At 65.5% G+C, this 22,711-nt stretch carries 20 protein-coding genes; 7 read left to right on the forward strand and 13 right to left on the reverse strand.

Going from position 1 to position 22,711, the window contains the following annotated elements; all coding sequences use genetic code 11:
- Positions 1-69: 69 nt before the first annotated feature.
- Both pdeM and J4G43_RS04150 read left to right on the forward strand, forming a co-directional pair.
- Positions 70-768 carry a ligase-associated DNA damage response endonuclease PdeM gene (gene pdeM / locus J4G43_RS04145; RefSeq protein WP_208084078.1) on the forward strand — a complete coding sequence of 233 codons (699 nt, stop codon included), beginning with the start codon at positions 70-72 and terminating at the stop codon, positions 766-768.
- 319 nt (positions 769-1,087) lie between these two features.
- Complete coding sequence (locus J4G43_RS04150; protein WP_028154160.1) at positions 1,088-1,519, forward strand: hypothetical protein; 432 nt, start codon at positions 1,088-1,090, stop codon at positions 1,517-1,519.
- Between the two features lie 111 nt (positions 1,520-1,630).
- On the opposite strand, the gene J4G43_RS04155 is transcribed toward J4G43_RS04150, so the two are convergent.
- On the reverse strand, positions 1,631-2,413 hold the full coding sequence (locus tag J4G43_RS04155) for a DUF2865 domain-containing protein (protein WP_208089241.1): 783 nt from the start codon (positions 2,411-2,413) through the stop codon (positions 1,631-1,633).
- A gap of 232 nt (positions 2,414-2,645) precedes the next feature.
- Entirely contained in the window at positions 2,646-3,209 is a 564-nt protein-coding gene (gene pyrE, locus J4G43_RS04160; protein ID WP_014491354.1) for an orotate phosphoribosyltransferase, read from the reverse strand.
- A 171-nt stretch (positions 3,210-3,380) separates the two neighbouring features.
- Between pyrE and J4G43_RS04165 the strand changes: the two genes are divergently transcribed.
- Positions 3,381-4,007, forward strand: a complete 627-nt coding sequence (locus tag J4G43_RS04165) for a glutathione S-transferase family protein (protein ID WP_039154700.1) — start codon at positions 3,381-3,383, stop codon at positions 4,005-4,007.
- Positions 4,008-4,177: 170 nt separating this feature from the next.
- Here the strand turns inward: J4G43_RS04165 and J4G43_RS04170 are convergent, their stop codons facing one another.
- The 3 genes from J4G43_RS04170 to J4G43_RS04180 form a co-directional block, all read right to left on the reverse strand.
- On the reverse strand, positions 4,178-4,813 hold the full coding sequence (locus J4G43_RS04170; protein WP_038933366.1) for a LysE family translocator: 636 nt from the start codon (positions 4,811-4,813) through the stop codon (positions 4,178-4,180).
- A 242-nt stretch (positions 4,814-5,055) separates the two neighbouring features.
- On the reverse strand, positions 5,056-8,109 hold the full coding sequence (gene polA, locus J4G43_RS04175) for a DNA polymerase I (RefSeq protein ID WP_208084079.1): 3,054 nt from the start codon (positions 8,107-8,109) through the stop codon (positions 5,056-5,058).
- Between the two features lie 215 nt (positions 8,110-8,324).
- Positions 8,325-9,392: an acyltransferase family protein gene (locus J4G43_RS04180; RefSeq protein WP_208084080.1), complete on the reverse strand. Its 1,068-nt coding sequence runs from the start codon at positions 9,390-9,392 to the stop codon at positions 8,325-8,327.
- 192 nt (positions 9,393-9,584) lie between these two features.
- Between J4G43_RS04180 and J4G43_RS04185 the strand changes: the two genes are divergently transcribed.
- From J4G43_RS04185 to J4G43_RS04200, 4 genes are all read left to right on the forward strand, one after another.
- On the forward strand, positions 9,585-10,901 hold the full coding sequence (locus J4G43_RS04185) for a UDP-glucose dehydrogenase family protein (RefSeq protein ID WP_208084081.1): 1,317 nt from the start codon (positions 9,585-9,587) through the stop codon (positions 10,899-10,901).
- Positions 10,902-11,017: 116 nt separating this feature from the next.
- Positions 11,018-13,495, forward strand: coding sequence for an ATP-dependent helicase HrpB (hrpB, locus tag J4G43_RS04190; RefSeq protein WP_208084082.1), 2,478 nt, complete (start codon positions 11,018-11,020; stop codon positions 13,493-13,495).
- A 129-nt stretch (positions 13,496-13,624) separates the two neighbouring features.
- Positions 13,625-14,137, forward strand: coding sequence for a TIGR02281 family clan AA aspartic protease (locus J4G43_RS04195; RefSeq protein ID WP_208084083.1), 513 nt, complete (start codon positions 13,625-13,627; stop codon positions 14,135-14,137).
- Positions 14,138-14,346: 209 nt separating this feature from the next.
- On the forward strand, positions 14,347-15,846 hold the full coding sequence (locus J4G43_RS04200; RefSeq protein ID WP_085398210.1) for a phosphomannomutase/phosphoglucomutase: 1,500 nt from the start codon (positions 14,347-14,349) through the stop codon (positions 15,844-15,846).
- 168 nt (positions 15,847-16,014) lie between these two features.
- Here J4G43_RS04200 and J4G43_RS04205 read toward each other — a convergent pair whose 3' ends face one another.
- From J4G43_RS04205 to J4G43_RS04240, 8 genes are all read right to left on the reverse strand, one after another.
- A complete protein-coding gene (locus tag J4G43_RS04205; protein ID WP_014491365.1) occupies positions 16,015-16,524 on the reverse strand; it encodes an Lrp/AsnC family transcriptional regulator in 510 nt (169 codons plus the stop codon).
- A 97-nt stretch (positions 16,525-16,621) separates the two neighbouring features.
- Entirely contained in the window at positions 16,622-17,545 is a 924-nt protein-coding gene (locus tag J4G43_RS04210; RefSeq protein ID WP_208084084.1) for a sugar kinase, read from the reverse strand.
- A 13-nt stretch (positions 17,546-17,558) separates the two neighbouring features.
- Positions 17,559-18,503, reverse strand: coding sequence for an NAD(+) diphosphatase (gene nudC / locus J4G43_RS04215; protein WP_208084085.1), 945 nt, complete (start codon positions 18,501-18,503; stop codon positions 17,559-17,561).
- A gap of 9 nt (positions 18,504-18,512) precedes the next feature.
- Complete coding sequence (locus J4G43_RS04220; protein ID WP_063979832.1) at positions 18,513-18,932, reverse strand: HIT domain-containing protein; 420 nt, start codon at positions 18,930-18,932, stop codon at positions 18,513-18,515.
- 292 nt (positions 18,933-19,224) lie between these two features.
- On the reverse strand, positions 19,225-20,352 hold the full coding sequence (locus tag J4G43_RS04225) for a muconate cycloisomerase family protein (RefSeq protein WP_208084086.1): 1,128 nt from the start codon (positions 20,350-20,352) through the stop codon (positions 19,225-19,227).
- The gene (locus tag J4G43_RS04230) at positions 20,349-21,104 is read right to left on the reverse strand and encodes an SDR family NAD(P)-dependent oxidoreductase (protein ID WP_208084087.1); all 756 of its coding nucleotides are present in this window, start codon (positions 21,102-21,104) and stop codon (positions 20,349-20,351) included. Before J4G43_RS04230 ends, J4G43_RS04225 begins: the two co-directional genes overlap by 4 nt.
- Entirely contained in the window at positions 21,104-21,910 is an 807-nt protein-coding gene (locus J4G43_RS04235) for an amino acid ABC transporter ATP-binding protein (protein WP_208084088.1), read from the reverse strand. Before J4G43_RS04235 ends, J4G43_RS04230 begins: the two co-directional genes overlap by 1 nt.
- Positions 21,907-22,569 carry an amino acid ABC transporter permease gene (locus J4G43_RS04240; protein WP_208084089.1) on the reverse strand — a complete coding sequence of 221 codons (663 nt, stop codon included), beginning with the start codon at positions 22,567-22,569 and terminating at the stop codon, positions 21,907-21,909. The genes J4G43_RS04235 and J4G43_RS04240 overlap by 4 nt, the downstream gene beginning before the upstream one ends.
- Positions 22,570-22,711: the final 142 nt, after the last annotated feature.

The raw sequence follows: 22,711 nt of genomic DNA on the forward strand, positions 1-22,711 counted from the left end.
GGGCTTGACCCGGGCATCCACGTCTTTGCTTCCGCGGCAAGAACGTGGATGGCCGGGACGAGCCCGGCCATGACGGAGCAAGTGGCGCTATCGATCACTTCAACGCTTGCACTGGATATCGCCGGTGTGACCTTCGCAACCGATCTCTCCGGTGCGCTGTTCTGGGAAGAACAGCGCCTGCTCGTCGTCTCCGATCTGCATCTGGAAAAAGGGTCCAGCTTCGCCACGCGTGGCGTGCTGCTGCCGCCTTACGATACGTTGGCAACGCTGAGCCGTCTCGCTGCTGTCATCTCCCGCCATAATCCCCGAACGGTTGTCGCGCTCGGCGACAGTTTTCACGACCGAACCGCGCATGAGCGGTTGTCGTCCGACGATCGCGATGCTGTTGCCGCGCTCCAGACTGGCCGCGACTGGATCTGGATCTCGGGCAATCACGATCCGATGCTGCCGCGCGATCTGGGCGGGACCGTCGCCGACGAAGTCGCGATCGGTCCGATCACCTTCCGCCATGAGCCAACAGGTGCGCGCGGCGAGATCGCCGGACATCTGCATCCGAAGGCGCGCGTCTCCGCACGCGGCCGCTCGATGGAACGCCGCTGCTTCGCCAGCGATGGGATGCGCGCCGTGATGCCCGCCTTCGGCGCCTATGCCGGCGGTCTCAGCATCCGCGATGCCGCGTTCGCAAAGATCTTTCCCAGCAATGGCTTTGTCGCCCATCTGCTCGGTGACCGCCGCGTCCACGCCATTGCGGCCTCGCGCTGTTGTTGAGATCCCGGCCTCGTGCCAACCGGATTCATCGGGCCCGCCAAAGGAAAATAGGACAGGACTACGTCCAGTACTTATCCGGAATCGCCTAAGTTCATAGGTACCTCTAACTTGCCAATTGCCGGGGCTGGATTTCATCCCGAACACGATTGCAACCGGCAAAGGGGTCGCTGCGAGGCGGCCCCTTTCGATTCCGCCAGTCGGACTTTGTCCCCTGTTCCGGAACAAATTAAGAACAATTTAGCAAGTCTTTGATATATCATTGTGATTCGGCGCGTTGCCGACACAATATCTAGCGTCCGTCAGACTTTGCGAGGACTACATGTCCACCATCGCCTTCGATCAATTTGCCCTCACTCGGATCGCCGATTTCGCGCGCTCGCTGTCGCGGCTGCATCAGGCCGCGCGGCGCTACGCGGTCGATGACGACCAGTTCGACCGCGAGTTCAACGCGGTGTGCCAGTCGATCTGGGGCTACACCATCGACGACGTCAGCGACGATCTGTTCTCGGTCGAGGATCATCTGTTCCTCGACACGCTGGACGAAGCGCATGCGCGCATCTTCGCAGCCGAGCAGGGTTACGATCTCATCGGCGAGGCGGGCATGCTCACCGACTGGTGGGGCTTCTGCTGGATGATCCTGGCCGAGAAGCGCGGCCTGTTGACTCAGGAAAACCGCGCCGCCGCGCGTGCGGCGATCGAGGAGAAATATCTGGCGGCCCCGAACGTGATCGGGGTGATCATCGGGAGATGACGCAGCACTCTCCGTCACTGCGAGCGTAGCGAAGCAATCCATAATCTGTTCGCGGTGACAGACTGGATTGCTTCGCTGCGCTCGCAATGACGACTTTGATTCAGTTGGGGCTTAGTCCAGCCCCGCCCGCTTCGCCGGCTTCTGTGCAGGGGTCTTCGGCACCGTCACGTCAGGCAGCGCCTCGCGCACGATCTCGACTGAGGCCGGCGCATCTGCCGCGACCGTCTCCGCGCGCACCGGGGCCACCTTCATCTCGCCGAGCCGCGCGCGAACCTGCGCGGTGAGGCCGGGGTAGGAGGCAACCGGCGTGAAGTCCGCAGCCTGGTCATTGCCGACGCGGATGCCCGTATAGGCGACGAGGCCGTCGCTGGTCGCGATCACGTCGCCGGCTTTCAGCGAGGAATCCAGCGCGAGATCGACCGGGGCGAGGCCGACCGGCTCGCGGCCGTTGCAGGTGCAGTCGGCGCGCAGCGCCTTGCGATAGGCGAACGCGTTTTCGCTGTCGGCGTAGCGTTCGCCGGTTTGCGAAGCGGCGCCGTCGATCGAAGAGCCGAAATAGACCTTTGTCGTGGTGGCAGGACAGAACGCCTGACACATCTGAGCGGGCGAGGCGAGGCCGCGCATCAGCGGAAAATATTTGCCGTCGCAGGTGCGCACGCAGAAGGCCGGGCCGGAGCCGCCGGCCGCCGCCGCGCGTGTCGGGGGCACATATTGCGGGTTTGCGGGATTCTGCTGGCTGGCGAAGGGATCGGCAAAGGAGTTCGACTGCTGCGGAACCTCACGCTGCGGCCGGGGCCGCTGCATTCCGCCGAAGAAGAAGTCGAACAGGCCTTCGGCCGAAGCCGGGACTGGAGCCGCAAGCAGCGGGGCCGCCAGGCTGGCGGCCACAAGCATCGCGCGACGCGCATGGGACAAGGCTGTACGCAATGCTCACTCCGACGCTACTGAACCGGCCGGAACCTTCCGAGGTCTCGGCACATGATTCACCATAGTGCTGGATGGTAAATGAGCAGTTGAGCGGAGGCGATTTCAAGTCGAGGCCGTGACCTCTTCAAGGCCGGGCACAGCTTCCGGCGGATGGTTGCTTCCGGGCAACGCCCGGGCATGGACGGACTGTCTCGCGGCCTTAAGCCTTCAGGAACTCCGACGCCTTGTACAGCGAGCGGAACGGCAGGCCGGCCGCGCCAAACGTGTCGGTGGCGCCTTCCTCGCGGTCGACCATGGTCAGCACCAGCACCACTTCGGCGCCGGTCTCGCGCACGGATTCCACCGCCTTCATCGCCGAGCCGCCCGTGGTGGTGACGTCCTCGACGATCACGACGCGCTTGCCTTCGAGCGTCTCGCCCTTGGGCAGACCTTCGATCGCGAGCTTCGCGCCGTGCTCCTTCGGCTTCTTGCGCACGAAGAACGCCGCGATTGGATGGCCCTTGATCCAGGAGATCTGCGCCAGCGCGCCGGCCAGCGGCACCGCGCCCATCTCGAGCCCGCCGATGAAGTCGAGCTGGTCGTCCTTCAGCGCCTCATAGGTCAGCTCGGCGAGCAGCGTCGCGCCCTCGGGGTCGAGCATGGTCGGCTTGAGGTTGAAGTAGAAATCGCTCTTGCGGCCCGACGCGAGCGTGACGTCACCGCGGCCGAAGGAGCGCCGGCGGATGATTTCGAACAGGCGGGCGCGGGAGGCAGATTTCGACACGGCGGTCCCTCGGGGCTTTTTGGAGGTGGCGGAATTTATCCGCGACGGCCGCGACATTCCAGAGGGGACCGGTCGAGTCAACAGGGATCGGCCATCCCGGTCCGCCAGTTGTGGGGGTGCAACCTTCTGGAGTAGTTGGATGCCAGATATCTCGGGGAAGGAAATGCCTGAATGACCATCGAGCTGCACACCTGGAACACGCCGAACGGCCGCAAGATCTCGGTCGCATTGGAGGAAATGGGGCTGCCTTACAAGGTGGTGCCGGTGAACATCACCAAGGGCGAGCAGATGGCGCCGGGCTTCCTGAAGCTCAGCCCCAACAACAAGATCCCGGCGATCGTCGACCCCGAGGGCCCGGACGGCAAGCCCGTCAGCATCTTCGAGTCCGGTGCGATCCTGCTCTATCTCGGCGAAAAGACCGGCAAATTCCTGCCGAAATCGCTCTCGGAGCGCATCCCCGTCTATGAATGGCTGATGTGGCAGATGGGCGGCTTCGGCCCGATGCCCGGCCAGGTGCACCATTTCATCGCGCTCGAGAACGAGCAGGATCGCGCCTATGGCCTGAAGCGCTACATGGCGGAGACGCGCCGGCTCTACGGCGTGCTGGACCGCCGGTTGGAGGCCCACGACTTCGTCGCCGGCGACCTCTCGGTTGCCGATTTTGCCATCCTGGGCTGGGCCTGGCGCCACCCTCGCCACAAGGTTGAGCTGGCCGATTTTCCCAACGTCAAGCGCTGGTATGAGGCGCTGATGGCCCGTCCCGCGGTGAAGCGGGGCATGGACGCGAAGCTGGATTGAGGGGCCTTTTTCCCTCCCCCCTTGTGGGGGAAGGTGGCTCGCCGCGCAGCGGCGAGACGGGTGAGGGGTCTGTCTCCGCGAGTCCAGCTGTCTTCGAATGCGCGGAGAAAGACCCCTCATCCGGCGCTTCGCGCCAGCTTCTCCCACAAGGGGAGAAGGAAGAAAAATAATCACACCTTCTTCGCTTCCACCGCCATCCGCACCGCAAGCCCGGCCAGCACCGTGCCCATCAGCCAGCGCTGCACCAGCATCCAGCTCGGCCGGCTCGCGAGGAACAGCGCGATCGATCCAGCCGCGAGTGCGATCATCGCATTCACGCTGACGCTGATCGCGATCTGGATCGCCCCCAACACCACCGACTGTGTCAGCACGCTGCCGGCGGTGGGATCGATGAACTGCGGCAGTAGTGCCAGATACAGCATCGCGATCTTCGGATTGAGCAGATTGGTGACAAAACCCATCGCGAACAATTTGCGCGGGCTGTCGATCGCAAGCTGCTTGACCTGGAACGGCGAACGTCCGCCCGGCTTCACCGCCTGCCAGGCCAGCCACAGCAGATAGCCCGCGCCGGCGAAGCGCAGCGCGTCATAGGCAAAGGGAATGGCGAGCAAGAGCGCGGTGATGCCGAACGCCGCGCACAGCATGTAGAACACGAAGCCGAGTGCCACCCCGCCGAGCGAGACGATGCCCGCCGCCGGCCCCTGCGTGATCGAGCGCGAGATCAGATAGATCATGTTCGGCCCCGGCGTGAGCACGAGACCAAGGCAGACGAGGGCGAAGCCGAGCAGGGCGGAAGTATGGGGCATGCGTGAACCGGCGTGGGAGACGGCACGGTTCTAATATGCGCGCGACGGCGGAGCCATCGCGCAATTGCACGGAGGACAATTCGAGTCCCGCATCTCACCCCAACGTCGTCCCCGCGAAAGCGGGGACCCATACCCCCAGGGAGGAGTTTGAGGCTGGATCGTCATGGGCAATCTTCGCCTAACTCGATCCTGTGGTTATGGGTCCCGGCGTTCGCCGGGACGACACCGTGCTGGTGGAGACATCAGTGCGCCTCGTCCCAATTCTTCGCCGCGCGCGCATCGACATGCAGCGGCACCGACAGGTTCACGGCCGGGAACGGCGCGTCCTGCATCACGTGCTGCACCACCGGCAGCGTCGCCGCGACCTCGGCGTCAGGCACCTCAAAAATCAGTTCGTCGTGCACCTGGAGCAGCATCTGTGCCGACAGCTTCTTCTGGGCCAGGGCATCCTCCATCCGCGTCATGGCGCGGCGGATGATGTCGGCGGCGGTGCCCTGGAGCCGCGCGTTGATCGCGGCGCGCTCGTTGAAGGCGCGCACCGAGGCGTTCGAAGCTTTGATGTCGGGATAGTACATCTTCCGGCCGAACAGCGTGGTGACATAGCCATTGCTCCGGCAGAAGTCGCGCGTCTCGTCCATGTAGGCGCGGATACCGGGGAAGCGCTCGAAATACTTCTTGATGTAGGCGGAGGCTTCCTCGCGCGCGATGCCGAGCTGGTTGGCGAGGCCGAATGCCGAGATGCCGTAAATGATGCCGAAATTGATCGCCTTGGCGCGGCGCCGGATTTCGCTCGGCATGCCCTCGATCGGCACGCCGAACATTTCGGAGGCCGTCATCGCGTGAATGTCGAGCCCGTCCTTGAACGCCTGCTTGAGGACGGGAATGTCGGCGATCTCGGCGAGCAGCCGCAGCTCGATCTGCGAATAGTCGGCGGAGACGAGCTTATGTCCCGGTGTCGCGATGAAGGCGCGGCGGATCTTTCGCCCGTCCTCGGTGCGCACCGGAATATTCTGCAGATTCGGCTCGTTCGACGACAGCCGGCCCGTCGTGGTCGCGGCCAGCGCGTAGGTGGTGTGGACGCGATGGGTTTGCGGGTTGACGTAGGTCGGCAGCGCGTCGGTGTAGGTCGATTTCAGTTTCGAAACCTGGCGCCACTCCAGGATCTTCTTCGGGAAGTCGTGGCCCTGCTCGGCAAGCTCGTCGAGCACCTGCGCGGTCGTCGACCACGCGCCAGTCTTGGTCTTGGTGCCGCCGGACAGTCCCATCTTTCCGAACAGGATGTCGCCAATCTGCTTGGGGCTGCCGACATTGACGGGCTCGCCCGCGATCTCCTGGATCTCGGCTTCGACGCGCGCCGCGGTCTGGGCGAAGTCGCCTGATAGCCGCGACAAGACCTGGCGGTCGATCGAGATGCCGCGCCGCTCCATGCGCGCGAGCACCGACACCAGCGGCCGCTCCAGCGTCTCGTAAACGGCGGTCATGTGCTCGGCGACGAGGCGCGGCTTCAGCACGCGCCACACGCGCAAGGCCATGTCGGCGCCTTCCGCCGACAGCGGTGCGGCCTTGTCGATCGGCACCTGGTCGAAGGTGATCTTGCCCTTACCGCTGCCGAGCAACTCGCTCTCCTTCAGCATGGCGTGGCCGAACCAGCGCTCCGCGAGCGCTTCGATCGCGTGCGAGCCGCGGCCGGCATCGAGCACATAGGAGATCAGCTGCGCATCGTCGGCGTTGCGCAGCGTGATGCCGTGCTGCGCCAGCATCACGGCGGTGAACTTGACGTCGAAGCCGATCTTGAGAATGCCCGCCGATTCCAGCACCGGCCGCAGTGCTTCGATCGCGTCGGCATGCTTGACCTGGTCCGGCGCGAGGCCCGCGTCGAACAGACCGGCGCCGCCACCGGACTGCTTGTGCGCGAGCGGCACGTAGCAGGCCTCGTTCGGCGCCAGCGCCAGCGCGATGCCGCACAGATCGGCCTGCATCGGATCGATGGAGTTGGCTCTCGTCTCGATCGCGACATGACCGGTGTCATGGATGCGCGCGGCGAAGGCGTTGAGCTCCTTGAGCGTCTTGATCGCCTGGTATTTGCCGCGGTCGACCGGCAGCTTGCGCAGCGCCTCTTCGCGCGCGGTAGCCAGTGAAATCGGCGAGCCCTTGAGACCGGCCGACTTGTCGCTCTTGTCGCCGCCTGTTGCGGTCGCGGCTGGAGCGGCGAAAAGATCGCCGGAGGTCTCTGACGTTTTTGCCCTGGCCGCGTCGCCGCCGGCCCTGGCGCCGCTGCTGTTCGACGCATCGGCATCGACATTGGCGGGATCGATCTGCGAATAGTCGGCGACGCGGCGCGTCAGCGTGGTGAATTCCATCGCCTTCAGGAAGGCAATCAGCTTGCGCGCGTCGGGCTCGTGCACCGCGAGGTCGTCCAGCGGCACCTCGAGTTCGACCTTGTCGTCAAGCAGCACCAGCTTGCGCGAGATCCGCGCCTTCTCGGCATTCTCGATCAGCGCCTCGCGCCGCTTCGGCTGCTTGATCTCGGTGGCGCGGAACAGAAGCTGTTCGAGGTCGCCATACTCGACGATCAGCTGCGCCGCGGTCTTGATGCCGATGCCGGGCACACCGGGCACGTTGTCGGTGGAATCGCCGGCCAGCGCCTGCACTTCGACGACTTTCTCCGGCGGCACGCCGAACTTCTCGATCACCTCGGGAATGCCGATACGGCGATCCTTCATGGTGTCGTACATCATGATCTTGTCGTTCACGAGCTGCATCAGATCCTTGTCGGAGGACACGATGGTCGTGTGGGCGCCGCGATCGCTGGCCTGCCGCGCATAGGTCGCGATCAAATCGTCGGCCTCGAAGCCGCCCTGTTCCAGGCAGGGCAAATCGAAGGCGCGCACGGCTTCGCGGATCAGCGCGAATTGCGGGATCAGATCATCGGGCGCGGGCGGCCGGTGCGCCTTGTACTCGGGATAGATCTTGTTGCGGAACGTGACTTCCGACTTGTCGAACACGATCGCCAGATGCGTCGGGCGGTTGTCCGCGGGCATGTCGCGCAACAGCTTCCACAGCATGTTGCAGAAGCCGAGCACGGCATTGACCTGCAAGCCGTCGGACTTGCGGTTCAGCGGCGGCAGCGCGTGATAGGCGCGAAAGATGTAGCCGGAACCGTCGACCAGGAAGATGTGGTCGCCCTTGCCGGCCACCTTCGCCGCGACCGGTTTGGCAGCAGGCTTGTCAGCAGCGGGTTTGGTGTCGGCTTTGGCGGCGGTCTTCGGGGATGTCGTTGGGGAGCTTTTGGGCATGGCCGCAATGTATGAATTTTTGCGGGCTTTGACAGCCTTGAGCGGGGGATTTTTGGGCCGCTGGTGCCGCTATCCCCACCGTCGTTCCCCACATCCCCGCTGTCATTCCCCGCGAAGGCGGGGAAACCAGTACGCCGCGGCTTCTCGGCTCGATCACTGGCGTCTCGGCGTACTGGGTCGCCCGGTCGAGCCGGGCGACGACACCGAGAGGGCGGCTACTCCGCCGCCTGCAACACTGGCCCGGCCTTCTTCGGCGCGATCCAGAACGTCTGCGGCCGTTCGAACAGGAAGCGGGCATTGAGCCGCAATGCGACGTACCAGATCGCGAGCGACCCGAGCACGCCAACGATGGTGACGATCAGCGATACCGTGCCGATGTCGGCAATGACGCCGGTGCGCAGCAGCAGCGTTCGTGTCGCCGCCATCGGCAGGAAGAAGGCGAGGTAGATCACGATCGAATGCTCGCCGCAGAAGCGGAAGAAGTTCAACCACTGTGCGCGCGCGAGCAGCGTGCCCATCGTGATGATGGCGCAGGCGCCGGCGAAGCCGAGCGCGAGCGAGACGATCTTCCATTCGCTGGCGCCGAGCGCGACGAGGCCGGCATTGACCAGCGCCCAGGTCGCGAGCGCCGCCAGCGCGAGTGCGGGATGGTTGCGCGCGCGATCGGACAGCGCGAACACGTATGGTGCGAACAGATATCCCGAATAGAAATAGACGAAGCGCGCGCAGAATTCGTCGATCGCGGTCCAGCCGGTCGAGATGCGCGCCGTCTCCAGCGCGGCAGCGATGAGCCAGATCGCCAGCGGCGGGACTCGCCGTGTCAGTTTTGTGACGACGAAGAAGATCGGCAGCAGGTAGATGAACCAGAGCGTGCCGAACGGTTCGACGAAGGATTCCAGATACAGCAGGCCGGCCTCGCGCCAGCTCGTCTCCGCCGCGAATGCCGGTGCCTTGAAGCCGAACTGGATTGTCACCCAGACGACATAGAAATAGGCGAAATGCACCACCTTGCGGTCGAGATAGGTTCGCCAGTCCCGATCGATCACCAAGGGCAGGAACAGGCCCGAAATCAGGAAGAAGTCCGGCATCCGGAACGGCTTTGCGAAGGCCACGGCGACATGCATGAAACCGGTCTGGCCGGCCGCGATCTCCACCCCCAGCACCGAGTGCATCATCACGACCATGACGATGCAGATGCCCTTGGCATAGTCGACCCAGTCGACACGTGCGGGCGAGGGGGCCTTGGAAAGCCCGCTCGCGGCGATTGTGCCTGATAGTGCCATGGTGTCCCGTTTCGAGGCGCGGTCCGCCCGGCTCTGTGCGGACGTGGCGCAGTGTGAAGCCTTGCGGTTTAAGGTTTCTTTACCGGTACAATTCGCGTGCCGGTTTTTGCATCCGGGCTGTTCTCTCCCCTCAGGAAAATGCTAAACCGCTCAAGTTGGGGTTTCGTTAACCAAGCTGGAACAGGGTTTTTCATGCGAATCGCGATGATCGGAACGGGCTATGTGGGACTGGTGTCCGGAGCCTGCTTTGCGGATTTCGGTCACGACGTCACCTGCGTCGACAAGGACGAGAAGAAGATCGCGGCGCTTCATCGCGGCGAGATCCCGATCTACGAGCCCGGCCTCGACGAGCTGGTCGCGACCAATGTGAAGGCCAAGCGGCTCGACTTCACCACCGATTTGTCGAAGCCGGTCGCGGACGCCGATGCCGTCTTCATCGCGGTCGGCACGCCCTCGCGCCGCGGCGACGGTCACGCTGATCTCTCCTATGTCTACGCCGCCGCGCGCGAGATCGCGCAGTCGCTGTCGGGCTTCACCGTCGTCGTGACCAAGTCGACCGTCCCGGTCGGCACCGGCGACGAGGTCGAGCGCATCATCCGCGAGACCAACCCTGCGGCCGACGTCGTCGTCGCCTCCAACCCCGAATTCCTGCGCGAGGGCGCGGCAATCCGCGACTTCAAGTACCCCGATCGCGTCGTCGTCGGCACCTCCGACGAGCGCGGCCGCAAGGTGATGGGCGACGTCTATCGCCCGCTGTCGCTGAACCAGGCCCCGCTGATGTTCACGGCGCGCCGCACCGCCGAAATGATCAAATACGCCGCGAACGCGTTCCTCGCGACCAAGATCACCTTCATCAACGAGATCGCCGATCTCTCGGAAAAGGTCGGCGCCGACGTGCAGGAAGTCGCGCGCGGCATCGGCCTCGACAACCGCATCGGCACCAAGTTCCTGCACGCGGGGCCCGGCTTCGGCGGCTCCTGCTTCCCGAAGGACACCAAGGCGCTGATCAAGATCGCGCAGGACTATGACGTGAGCTTGCGCATCGTCGAAGCCGTGCTGGCCGTCAACGAGAACCGCAAGCGCGCGATGGCGCGCAAGGTCAGCCAGGCGCTCGGCGGCTCGCTACGCGGCAAGACCATCGCCGTGCTCGGCCTCACCTTCAAGCCCGACACCGACGACATGCGCGATGCGCCGTCGATCCCGCTCGTCACCGGCCTGATCGACATGGGCGCGACGGTCAAGGCCTTCGATCCTGTCGGCATGGAGCAGGCCAAGGGCGAGCTGCCGAACATCACCTATTGCGAGGACGCCTATTCCTGCGCGCAAGGCGCCGATGCGCTCGTCATCGTCACCGAATGGGTGCAGTTCCGCGCGCTCGATCTCGGCCGGCTGAAGGCGGTCATGACCCAGCCCGTCGTGGTCGATCTCCGCAACGTCTACCGTCCCGAAGACATGGAAGCCGCCGGCTTCACCTACGAGAGCATCGGCCGACCGCCGGTGCAGGGCTGACGGTCCACTGCCGCAACGATTTCGTCATGGCCGGGCTTGTCCCGGCCATCCACGTCTGTTTCTAGTCGAAGACGTGGATGCCCGGCACAAGGCCGGGCATGACGAATGGATAGGCCTTGCCCCGCAGCTTCGACACGCCCCTCCCGATCGATGCCGTGCTCGACGACCTCTCGCGCACGCTGGAGGCGCATAATTCGGCCGTGCTGGTGGCGCCGCCCGGTGCCGGCAAGACCACGCGGGTGCCGCTGGCGCTGCTGGATGCGCCCTGGGCCGCGGGCAAGAAGATCATCGTGCTGGAGCCGCGGCGTATCGCTGCGCGGGCGAGTGCCGAGCGCATGGCCAAGTCGCTTCGAGAGCGGGCCGGTGAAACCGTCGGCTACCGCGTCCGCTTCGGCTCGAAGATCTCGCGCGCGACGCGCATCGAGGTGGTGACCGAGGGGATCTTCACCCGCCAGATCCTCGACGATCCCGAGCTCTCCGGCATCGCGGCCGTCCTGTTCGACGAATTCCACGAGCGCTCGCTCGATGCCGACATGGGCCTCGCGCTGGCGCGCGACGCGCAAACCGGCCTGCGCGAGGATCTGCGCATCCTCGTGATGTCGGCAACGCTCGACGGCGCCCGCGTGGCAAAGCTGCTCGGGGAAGCGCCCGTTGTCGAGAGCGAGGGCCGCGCCTTTCCGGTCGAGACGCGCTATCTCGGCCGCAAGGCGGATGCGCCGGTCGAGCGGCAGATGGCGGATGCGATCGCGTCCGCGCTACGCGCCGACAGCGGCTCGGTGCTGGCATTCCTGCCCGGCGCCGCCGAAATCCGCCGCACCCAGAATTTCCTCAGCGAACGCGTCCAGGATGCCAGTATCGAGATCGTGCCGCTGTTCGGCGCACTCGACGCTGCCGTGCAGGACCGCGCGATCGCGCCCGCGCCGAAAGGCACGCGCAAGGTGGTGCTGGCGACCTCGATCGCGGAGACCTCGCTCACCATCGAGGGCGTGCGCATCGTGGTCGATTCCGGTCTCGCCCGCGTGCCGCGCTACGAGCCCGACATCGGGCTGACGCGGCTCGAGACCGTGCGCGCTGCGCGTGCGGCGGTGGACCAGCGCCGCGGCCGCGCCGGCCGCACCGAACCGGGCGTCTGCTACCGGCTCTGGGACGAGCCGCAGACGGCCTCGCTCGCGCCGTACACCCAGCCGGAGATCCTCAGCGCCGACCTCTCCTCGCTGGTGCTCGACCTCGCGCAATGGGGCGTCGCCGATCCTTCGGCGCTGTCATTCCTCGATCCGCCGCCGCTGCCGGCCTGGAAAGAGGCGAAAAGCCTTCTCTCCGAGCTCAACGCGCTCGATGGCGACGGCCGCATCACCGCCGAAGGCAAAAGCCTGCGCGCGCTGGCGCTGCCGCCGCGGCTGGCGCGCATGATCGTGGATTCGCATCGCGTGGGCAGCGGCGAAGCCGCCGCCGAGATCGCGGCCATCATCACCGAGCGCGGGCTCGGCGGCGACAGCGTCGATCTCGAGTACCGGCGCGATCAGTTCCGCCGCGATCGCTCGCCGCGCGCCGCGAGCGCGCGCGATCTCGCGCGGCGCTGGGCTTCGCAGGTGGCGGCGTCGGAGAAGGCCGCAACCGGACAGGATGATCTCTCGACCGGCCTGATGCTCGCCTACGCCTTCCCGGACCGCGTCGCGCGCAATCGCGGCAATGGCACCTTCGTGCTCGCCAATGGTCGCGGCGCCGCGGTGGAGCAGACCTCGTCGCTCGCCCGCGCGCCCTACATCGCGATCGGCGAGATGACGGGCACGGCGGCGAGCGGCCGCGTTCTGCTGGCAGCGCCGATCAGCGAGGACGACATCGAGCGGCATTTCGCCGAGCATATCGAGACCGTCGACGAGATCTCCTTCGATCGTGGCGCGATGGCGCTGCGTGCGCGGCGCAAGCGCGCACTGCATGCGATCACATTGTCTGAGGCAACACTCGCGGTGTCGCCTTCGGAGGAGACCGCGCGCATCTTCGCAGATGGGCTGATTGCCGCAGGTCTCGACCGGTTGCCCTGGTCGAAGGCCGCAAAGCAGTGGCGCGACCGCGTGATGTTTCTGCGCAAGGCCGAGGGCGACAGCTGGCCCGATTTGTCCGACGACGGACTGATCGCGCGGCGCGACGACTGGCTGGTGCCGGCACTCTACGACAAGATCGCACTGAAGGACATCTCGGCCGGCGATCTCTCCGACGCGCTGATGGCGCTGCTGCCCTGGGAGATGCGCGCAAGGCTCGATCGCGAGGCGCCGACGCATTTCGAGGCGCCGACCGGCAGCGTGCTCGCGATCGACTACGAGGCCGAGCAGGGGCCGACCATTGCGGTGCGGCTCCAGGAATTGTTCGGGCTCAACACCCATCCGTCGATCGCCGCCGGCAAGGTGCCGCTGGTGCTGGAATTGCTGTCGCCGGCGCAACGCCCGGTGCAGGTGACGCGCGACCTCCCTGGTTTCTGGCGCGGCAGCTACGCCGCCGTGCGCTCCGACCTGCGCGGCCGCTACCCGCGCCATCCCTGGCCGGAGGATCCGGCGAGTGCGCTGCCGACCCGGCGGGTCAAGCCGCGCGGGACCTGAGAAGCCACAAAGGCGTATTAACCCTCCGCTCATCCTTTTCGTCAAAATAGCGACGCTCTGACCGCAGCGTCGCTCGCGGCCAGACGTGTCGCGTGGTGAAATCGAGCTTTCCGGCTCGGAAGTGGTGTGATGCGTAACATAGTGATCCTCGCGGCCATCATGATCGGCCTCGGCACGTTCATGGCGCAGATGGCGGACAGGATGAGTTCCGCCTCCGCGACGTCAGCGCCGCGCACGACGATTGCGGTTGCTGCGACGGCGCCGGCCGGTGGGCGCAGCCTCGCCATCTCCCGCGATGGCCGTGGCCATTTTCAGGCCGAAGGCCGCATCGAGGGCCAACGGATCGGCTTCATGATCGACACCGGCGCCTCCGTGGTCGCGCTGAACGAGAGTTCGGCCGCCCGCTTTGGCCTGCGTCCCTCGCGCGGCGAGTACAACGCCACCGTCTCGACCGCCAACGGCACCATCAAGGCGGCGCGCACGCGCATCGCCATGCTCGAGGTCGGCGGCCTCGTCGTGCGCGACGTTGACGCCATGGTGCTGCCGGACGAGGCTCTGTCGGAGAACCTGCTCGGCCTCTCCTTCCTGTCCCGCCTCAAGCGCTTCGAATACGCCAACGGTCAGATGGTGCTGGAGCAGTAAGCCGCCTCAAAGGCGCTCACCGCGCCGACGAACGGTCGTTCGCACGGATTTTTTCAGGACGGCATTGGCGGAGGTCTCGCGCCGGGCCGCGTTTTCCCGTTACCAAACTGCCGCAATTATAAGCCATAAGCTGCCATTCCCGCCTTCCGCTGCGGCCCGGCATTCGCTAAGGCTGCATCAATTCCCGCCATTTTCACGAGACCGTCTCAATGTTCCCCAAGCCGAAATCCGTCTTGTTGCCCAACACCTATGCCTTCGAATCCGAGCCGATGGTGAAGGCGACGGGTTTTCGCGAATACGACGCGCGCTGGTTGTTCCAGAAGGAAATCAACCTGATGGGGATCCAGGCGCTCGGCATGGGGCTGGGCGCGCTGATTGCGGAGCTCGGCGTCAAGCAGGAGATCGTCACCGGCCATGATTTCCGCGGCTATTCGGCCTCGATCAAATATGCGCTGATTTCCGGCCTGATGGCTGCGGGCTGCAAGGTGCACGACATCGGGCTCGCGGTGACGCCGATGGCCTATTTCGCGCAGTTCGACCTCGACGTGCCCTGCTGCGCCATGGTCACGGCCTCGCACAACGACAATGGCTGGACCGGCGTGAAGATGGGCGCCAACCGCCCGCTGACCTTCGGCCCCGACGAGATGACGCGGCTGAAGGAGATCGTGCTCAACGCCGAATTCAAGAACAAGGCCGGCGGCTCCTACCAGTTCCACGAGAATTATCCGGCGCGCTACATCGCCGATCTCACCGGCCGTCCGAAGCTGACCCGCAAGCTCAAGGTCGTCGCCGCCTGCGGCAACGGCACGGCCGGCGCGTTCGCGCCGCAGGTGCTGGAGGCGATCGGCTGCGAGGTGATCCCGCTCGACACCGAGCTCGACCACACCTTCCCGAAATACAATCCGAATCCGGAAGACATGGAAATGCTGCACGCGATCCGCGACGCGGTGCTGCATCACAAGGCCGATGTCGGTCTCGGCTTCGACGGTGACGGCGATCGCTGCGGCGTCGTCGACAACACCGGCGAGGAAATCTTTGCCGACAAGGTCGGCGTGATGCTCGCCCGCGACATGTCGGCGATCCACAAGGACGCGCATTTCATCGTCGACGTGAAGTCGACCGGTCTGTTCGTCACCGATCCCGTGCTGCAGAAGCAGGGCGCCAAGGTCGCCTATTGGAAGACCGGCCATTCCTATATGAAGCGCCGCACCCACGAGACGGGTGCGCTCGCGGGCTTCGAGAAGTCCGGCCACTTCTTCTTCAACAAGCCGTATGGACGCGGCTACGACGACGGCCTGGTGTCGGCACTCGCGATCTGCGACATGCTCGACCGCGCGCCGGGCAAGTCGATGGCCGATCTGAAGAACGCGCTGCCGAAAACCTGGTCGTCGCCGACCATGTCACCGCATTGCGCCGACGAGACCAAATACGGCGTCATCGACCAGGTGGTGAAGCATTTTGAAGGCTTGCAGGCCAAGGGCGCAAAGATCGGCGGCCAGGCGATCCGCGATCTCGTCACCGTCAACGGCGTACGCGTCACGGTCGAGGACGGCAGCTGGGGCCTGGTGCGCGCGTCCTCCAACAAGCCCGAGCTCGTCGTCGTGGTCGAGAGCCCGGTCTCCGAGCAGCGCATGCACGACATGTTCGAGATGGTGAACAGCGTGCTCCGCACGCATCCCGAAGTCGGCGCGTACAATCAGACGATTTGAGGGCATCAGGGAGCACAACCCGCGCCGCAAATCTCCGCTGTCATGCCCCGGCTTGACCGGGGCATCCAGTACGCCGCAGCTTCTCCGTATCCAATCGCCGCCTCTGGAATACTGGATCGCCCGGTCAAGGCCGGGCGATGACTGCTTGCGTGTGGCGAGGGCGAGCCCCTAAGCCGCCACCACCGCCGGGATCGGCAGCGCGGTGACCGACTTGATCTTCTCCATCGCAAAGCGCGAGGTGACGTTCTTCAGCGGCACGGCGCTGATCAGCTTCTTGTAGAACACGTCATAGGCCTGCATGTCGGCGACCACGACGCGCAGCATGTAGTCGACGTCGCCGGCCATGCGGTAAAACTCCATCACCTCGGGCATGGCGCTCACGGCCTCGGCGAACTTCTTCAGCCAGGCGTCCGAATGGTCGGCGCTCTCGACTGACACGAACACGGAGATGCCGAGCCCGATCTTGTTCTGGTCGACCAGGGCGACCCGCTTCAGGATCACGCCGTCGGCCTCGAGGCGCTGGATGCGCTTCCAGCAGGGGGTCGAGGACAGCCCGACGCGGTCGCCGATCTCGGCGACGGAGAGGGAGGCATCCTCCTGGAGCACCATCAGAATCTTGCGGTCGATGGCATCGAGGCGGCGGCTGGTCTCGGGGAGTTGGACGGCGAGGTCAGTCATTTGAAGAACTTTGTTCCATTTCAGGGGCTGATTTCCCTGATATAGAGAAAATCTTTCCACGGCAAGCCTATAATCTCGGCGTAACAGGGGAACTTCTCTAGAGCCTGCCTCGTAAAAGCTCTTCAACTTCAACGCGTTGTGGGGCGGCCATGCCGCCACCATGGCGGGTGCATTTCAGCGCTGCGGCGGCCGCGGCGAATCGCAGCGCCTCCCGCACCTCCCCCCCTTCGGCGAGGCGAAGCGCGAAGGCGCCATGGAAGACGTCGCCGGCTCCGAGCGTATCGACCGCCTGAACCGGGAAGGCCGGTGTCTCCTCCAGCTCGCCCGCCTCGTCCAGCCAGATCGTGCCACGCGGGCCGCGCGTGGCGGCGAGAAGGGCCGGCGTCAGCCCTGCCAGGCGCTTCAATGCCTCGCCGTCATCGGCGACACCGGCCGTCTCCTGCACCTGGTCGCTGGCGAACAGCAGGTGCGAGGCGGCCGTGAGCAGGCCGTCCTGCAACGACATCGCGCGATCGACGCCGACGATGACGGGAATGCCGCGCCGTCGCGCCTCGGCGCAGAGATCGATGCAAAGGGCGCCGCAGCGGCTCTCGACGAGGACCGCCCGGCAATCGGCGAGCAGCGCGTCACCGTCCGGCAGCTTCACGCTCCACAGACCGGGATCGCGATAGATCGTCAGCGTCCGTTCGCCCGAGGGCTCGATCAGGATGGCCGAGACCGGCGTGGTCAGGCCGGGCATGCGCACGACGTGCGTCGTGTCGATGCCTTCAGTAGCCATCTGTTCGAGAATGAAGCCGCTCGACGCTTCCCGTGCATCGCCCATTGGGCCTGCGAAGGAGACCCGGCCACCGAGCCGCGCAATGGCGATCGCAGCATTGAGCGCGTTGCCGCCGCAGATCTCGGCGAGATGCGTGGCGTTGGCCTTGCTGCCACGCTCGGGCACGGCCTCGACGCGAAAGGTGAGGTCGCGCACGGGAATGCCGATGCAAAGGATGTGTGGCGCGGTCCGTGATGTGGCCACCGGCGGCCCCAGCTTACGCGCCGGTCTTGTCGTGCACCCAGCGGCCGAGCAGGTGGTGGGCGATCGCGAACGGATGCGGGCCGGCGAGCCCGTCCGGATGCGTCCGCGTCAGCATCAGCGCGGCCTCCTCGCGGGTGAACCAGCGCGCGTCCTCCAGCTCGGAATGATCGACGACGACGTCCTCGTTGAGCGCCCGCGCGCTGCAGCCGATCATCAGCGACGATGGATAGGGCCAGGGCTGCGTCATGTAATACTGCACGTCGGTGCAGCGGATTCCGGATTCTTCGAGGATTTCCCGGCGTACCGCGTCCTCGATGGTCTCGGCGACCTCGACGAAGCCGGCGAGGCAGGAATACATGCCCGGCGGAAACTGCTTCTGGCGGCCGAGCAGGCACTTCTCGCCCGAGGCGACCAGCATGATCACGACGGGATCGGTGCGCGGAAAATGCTCGGCCTTGCAAGCAGGGCACTCGCGCTTCCAGCCGCCTTCCTTCATCGCGCTCCGCGTGCCGCAATTGGCGCAATAGCCATGGCGCTGGTGCCAGCTCACCATCGACTTCGCCATCGCGATCGCCGAGAGCTCGTCGGGCGGAATCGCGCCCTGCATCGCCATGCCGCGCAGCTCGGTGACGGTGTAGTCCTCGCGGCCGATCAGCTTCTCGGCTGCCGCCTGCGACATCCCCATGCCGAACACCGCGGCGCCGTCGCGCAACCCTAAGAAGATCGTGCCGGGGTTGGCGCCGCATTTCAGCGCTTCGTCTACTCCCAGCAGCGCGCGCGCCTTGTCGCCCTCGCGCTTCACCAGCAGCGAGTCGCGGTAGACGACATAGGCGCGCGACGATGGCTTCTGCTCCATCGCGAACAGTTTTTCGTCGTCGCGGCGCAGATGCGCGGCGCGATCGAGGACGTGAGTGACGAAGGCCGGTTGTCCCAGCGGAAACGAGTCGAATGCTGACATTTCTTGTTCTCAACCCAACCAGATCTTGCGGCGAAGCGCGCTGATGAAAGTTTGCACCTCGGTGGCGTCATGCGCCAAGGGCTTCATCACGCCCCACACCGGCCGCGGCCAGGCGGCGTCGCTGGTCCGGCGTGCGATGATATGGACGTGAAGCTGCGGCACGAGGTTGCCGAGCGCGGCGACATTGAGCTTGTCGCATTTGGTGATCTCTTTCAGCGCGCGCGAGACGCGGGAGATCTCCGTCATGAGTTGCGCCTGCTCCACCTCGTCGAGATCGATGATCTCGACCGCATCGGGCCGCCGCGGCACCAGCAGCAGCCAGGGATAATGCGCGTCCTTGATGACCAGTACCTTCGATAGCGGCAGGTCGCCGATGTCGATGGTGTCCTCTTTCAGGCGGGAGTGCAGCGACCAGGCGGGATCAGACATATGCGTTTCCGGATGGCCCGATGGGGCCGGGCGTGTTTGGCCGGACCATACGATACGGGGTCAGCCAGGGGAAGGATCGGGGCTCCGCGGTCACTGCATACGCGATCGTCGTCCCGGACAAGCGCAGCGAAGCGGAGCGCCGATCCGGGATCCATAACCACAGGAAGTGGTTATTGCGCGAGCTGGTAACTCCGTATCTTCGCCAAACCCGATCCTGTGGTTATGGGTCCCGGGTTCGCGCTTTGCGCGCCCCGGGACGACGGTCGAGTTTGTGGCAGTGCCGGCGGCTGCTTTACGCCTCCGCAAGCACCCGCGCATTGGCGCGGACGGAGGCCTCGCTGACGCGGATGCCGAGGCCCGGGCCATCGGGCACCACGACATGGCCGGCGCGGTTGGCAACGCGCTCTTCCAGCACGTCCTCGGTCAGCACGTGATGCGGCATGTAGAATTCGCAGCCGAGCGAGATGCCCGGCGTTGCCGCGATCAGCTGCGTCCCGGCGGCAAGCCCGATGCCGCCCTCCCACAGCGTGCCGCCATAGCCGGGCAGGCCGGCGATGGCGGCGATCGCCATGATCGCCTGCGCCTCGAACAGGCCGCCGGCCTTCATCAGCTTGATCGAGACGGCATCGGCCGCCTCGCGGCGCACCACCTCCATCATGTCGCGGCGGTCGAAGCAGCTTTCGTCGGCGAGAACGGGTGTTTCCAGCGCCGCGGTGAGCTGCGCCATCACGTCGAGATATTTGCGCGGCACCGGCTGCTCGATGAAGGTCGGCGCAAACTCTTCGACATCGCGCAAAATCTTGATCGCGCCGAACGGCGCCAGCGCCTGGTTGTAATCGACGCGCAGGTCGACCTTGTCGCCGAACTCCTTGCGGATCGCTTCGAGATGATCGAGATCCTCGCGATGCGGCTTCACGCCGGTCTTGACCTTGTAGATGACGTTGCCGTCCGGAACCATCTTTCGCATGCGCTCGAGATCGGCGGCGAAATCGGGATCCGCGATGGAGAAGGAGAGGGGAATCGTGTCGCGCACGCGGCCGCCGAGCAGGTCGGCGACCGACAATCCTGACGATTTGCCGACGATGTCGAGCAGCGCCATCTCGATTGCGACCTTGGCCTCGGCATGACCGACCAGCGCGCGGTCGAGCTCGGCCATCAGCGCGCGGATGCGGCGCACGGGTTTGCCGAGCACGATCGGCCGCAGATAGATGTCGAGCGCGGAGAAGGCCGCTTCCGGTGTTCCCGTGAACACTTCCCACGGCGCTGCTTCGCCCCAGCCGATCACGCCGTCGCTCGCGGTGAGCTCGATCAGCACGCGCTTCACCGTGCCCTTGACGTTGCCGACGCCCTGGAGGCGCGCCATCTTGATCGGGCTCTCGATCAGGAACAGCCTGATGCGTTCGATGGTTGCTTCGGTCATGTCAGGCCTCCATTGACGTGCCAGACCTGGCCGGTGACGTAGGACGCCTTCGGTGATGCCAGGAAGGCGATGATCTCGGCCACTTCTTTCGGCCGCCCGCGGCGGCGCATCGGGATCAGCGCCTCGGTGGTGGCGATCTGCTCGGGCGAGAGCCGGCTCTCGCTTGGCTTGTCCTTGACGATGAGGCCGGGTGACACTGCATTGACGGTGATGCCGTCTTTGGCGAGCTCGATCGCGGTGAGACGCACCAGCGCTTCGAGCGCGGAGCGGCTTGCCGCGGTAGCGGCAAAGGGTGCGAATTCCGGCCGGATCGCATGCGCGACGAAAGAAGAGATCGCCACGATCCGCGCATCGCGCCCGTCACGCAGCAGCGGCAGCGCGGCGTCGACCAGCCGCGTGAACGCCAGCGCCGATTCGTCCATCGCCTGCCGGAACTGATCCGCCGGCGTGCCGATCGCGCTGCCGCGGCGGGCATGACCGCCGACCAGGATCAATCCGTCGAGCCGTCCGAACGCGCGTTGCGCGGCGGCGACGGCGTCGGTGACGGCTGCTTCCTCGGCGAGATCGCCGAGGCACTTTGCGACCACAGCGCCTTTCGCTTCGGCTTCGGCCGCGGCGGCATCGAGACCTTCCGCGTTCGAGCGGGTGTGGAGCAGAAGCGCGGTGCCGGGGGCCGCGAGCAGTTTTGCGGTGGCGCGGCCGATGCCGCTGGCGGCACCGGTGACGAGATAGGCGCGATCGATGTCAGGCATCACGGTGCTACGTTGGCCGGCGGCAACGCGCCGGTGCGGTGGAAATGGCTGAGGAAGGCGCGCGTCGCGGCTTCCTGCGGATGGTCGATCACCTGCCGCGCCGGACCTTCCTCGACCACCACACCATCGCGCATGAAGATGAGGCGGTCGGCGACCTCGCGGGCGAAGGCGATCTCGTGGGTCACGATCACCATCGTCATGCCCTCGGAAGCCAGTTGCTGGATCACGTTCAGCACTTCGCCGACGAGTTCGGGATCGAGCGCCGAGGTGGCCTCGTCGAACAGCATCACATCAGGCTCCATCGCGAGCGCACGCGCGATCGCGACGCGCTGCTTCTGCCCGCCGGACAGCGTCGCCGGATATTGGTCGGCCTTTTTCACAAGGCCCACTTTGGCAAGCTGCGCGCGCGCGAGCTTCTCGGCGTCCGCCTTGGCCATGCGCCGCACTGTGATGGGCCCCTCCATGACGTTCTGAAGCGTCGTCATGTGCGGGAACAGATTGAAATGCTGGAACACCATGCCGGTGGTGGTGCGGAATTTGGCGGGTGTCTTCACGTCGGGAAGCTTGGCGCCTTCGCCGAATTGGAAGCTTGTGTCGCCGACGCGGACGCTGCCGCCGTCGGGCACGACCAGCAGATTGATGCAGCGGAGCAGTGTCGACTTGCCGGAGCCGGATGGGCCGATCAGCGCCACCACGCCCCCCTTGGCCACGTCGAGGCTGATGTTCTTCAAAACCTCGTTGCTGCCAAAGCTCTTGCGAAGGCTGCGGATCTCGATCTTCGAAGTGTTCTTGGATGGCTCGCTCATTCGCTGACCGCCAGTCGCTTCTCGCCGCGGCGGACGATGATGGTCAGGGGAATCAGGATCGCCGCATAGGCGACCGCGACCGCGGTGTAGGTCTCCAGCGGCCGGTAGCTGTCATGGGCGGCGACCTGGCTTTGGTAGACGAGGTCGGGCACGGCGAGCACCGAAACCAGCGAGGTGTTCTTGAACTGGATGATCGACTGGTTCATCAGTGCCGGGATCATGCGCTTGATAGCCTGCGGCAGCACGATGCGCCGCATGCTCTGTCCCGGCGTCATGCCGAGCGCGGCGCCGGCTTCGGACTGGCCCTTGTCGATCGAGATGATGCCGCCGCGGATGATCTCGGAATAGAACGAGCCGCCATAGAGCGAGAGCGCCAGCGCCGAGGCCGTGATCGGCGTCATCTCGACGCCGGCCAGGATCGGCAGCGCGTAATAGAACCAGATCAGCTGCACCAGGATCGGCGTGCAGCGGAACGCCTCGATGAAGGTGAGGGCGACCAGACGCACCGCCTTGAAGCGCGACAGGCTGCCGAACGCGCCGAACAGGCCGAAGACGAGACCAAGCACGACGATGACCACGGTGAAGCCGACGGTGACGCCGAGCCCGTTGAGAAAGAGCCAGCGATAGCTCCAGAGGATGCCGAGGTCCCACTGATACATGCGTGTTCTTACTCGTACCCGATGTCGCCCAGAAATTCGTCGTCATGCCCGGGCGTAGCCGTCCGAAGGACGGCGTCGCTTCCGCTCGCCTATGTCCCGGCATCCACGTTCTTGGTGCCGCGAGTCAGGCGTGGATGGCCGG

Origin of the sequence: Bradyrhizobium barranii subsp. barranii, from assembly GCF_017565645.3 — a bacterium.
GTDB classification, from domain to species: Bacteria; Pseudomonadota; Alphaproteobacteria; order Rhizobiales; family Xanthobacteraceae; genus Bradyrhizobium; species Bradyrhizobium barranii.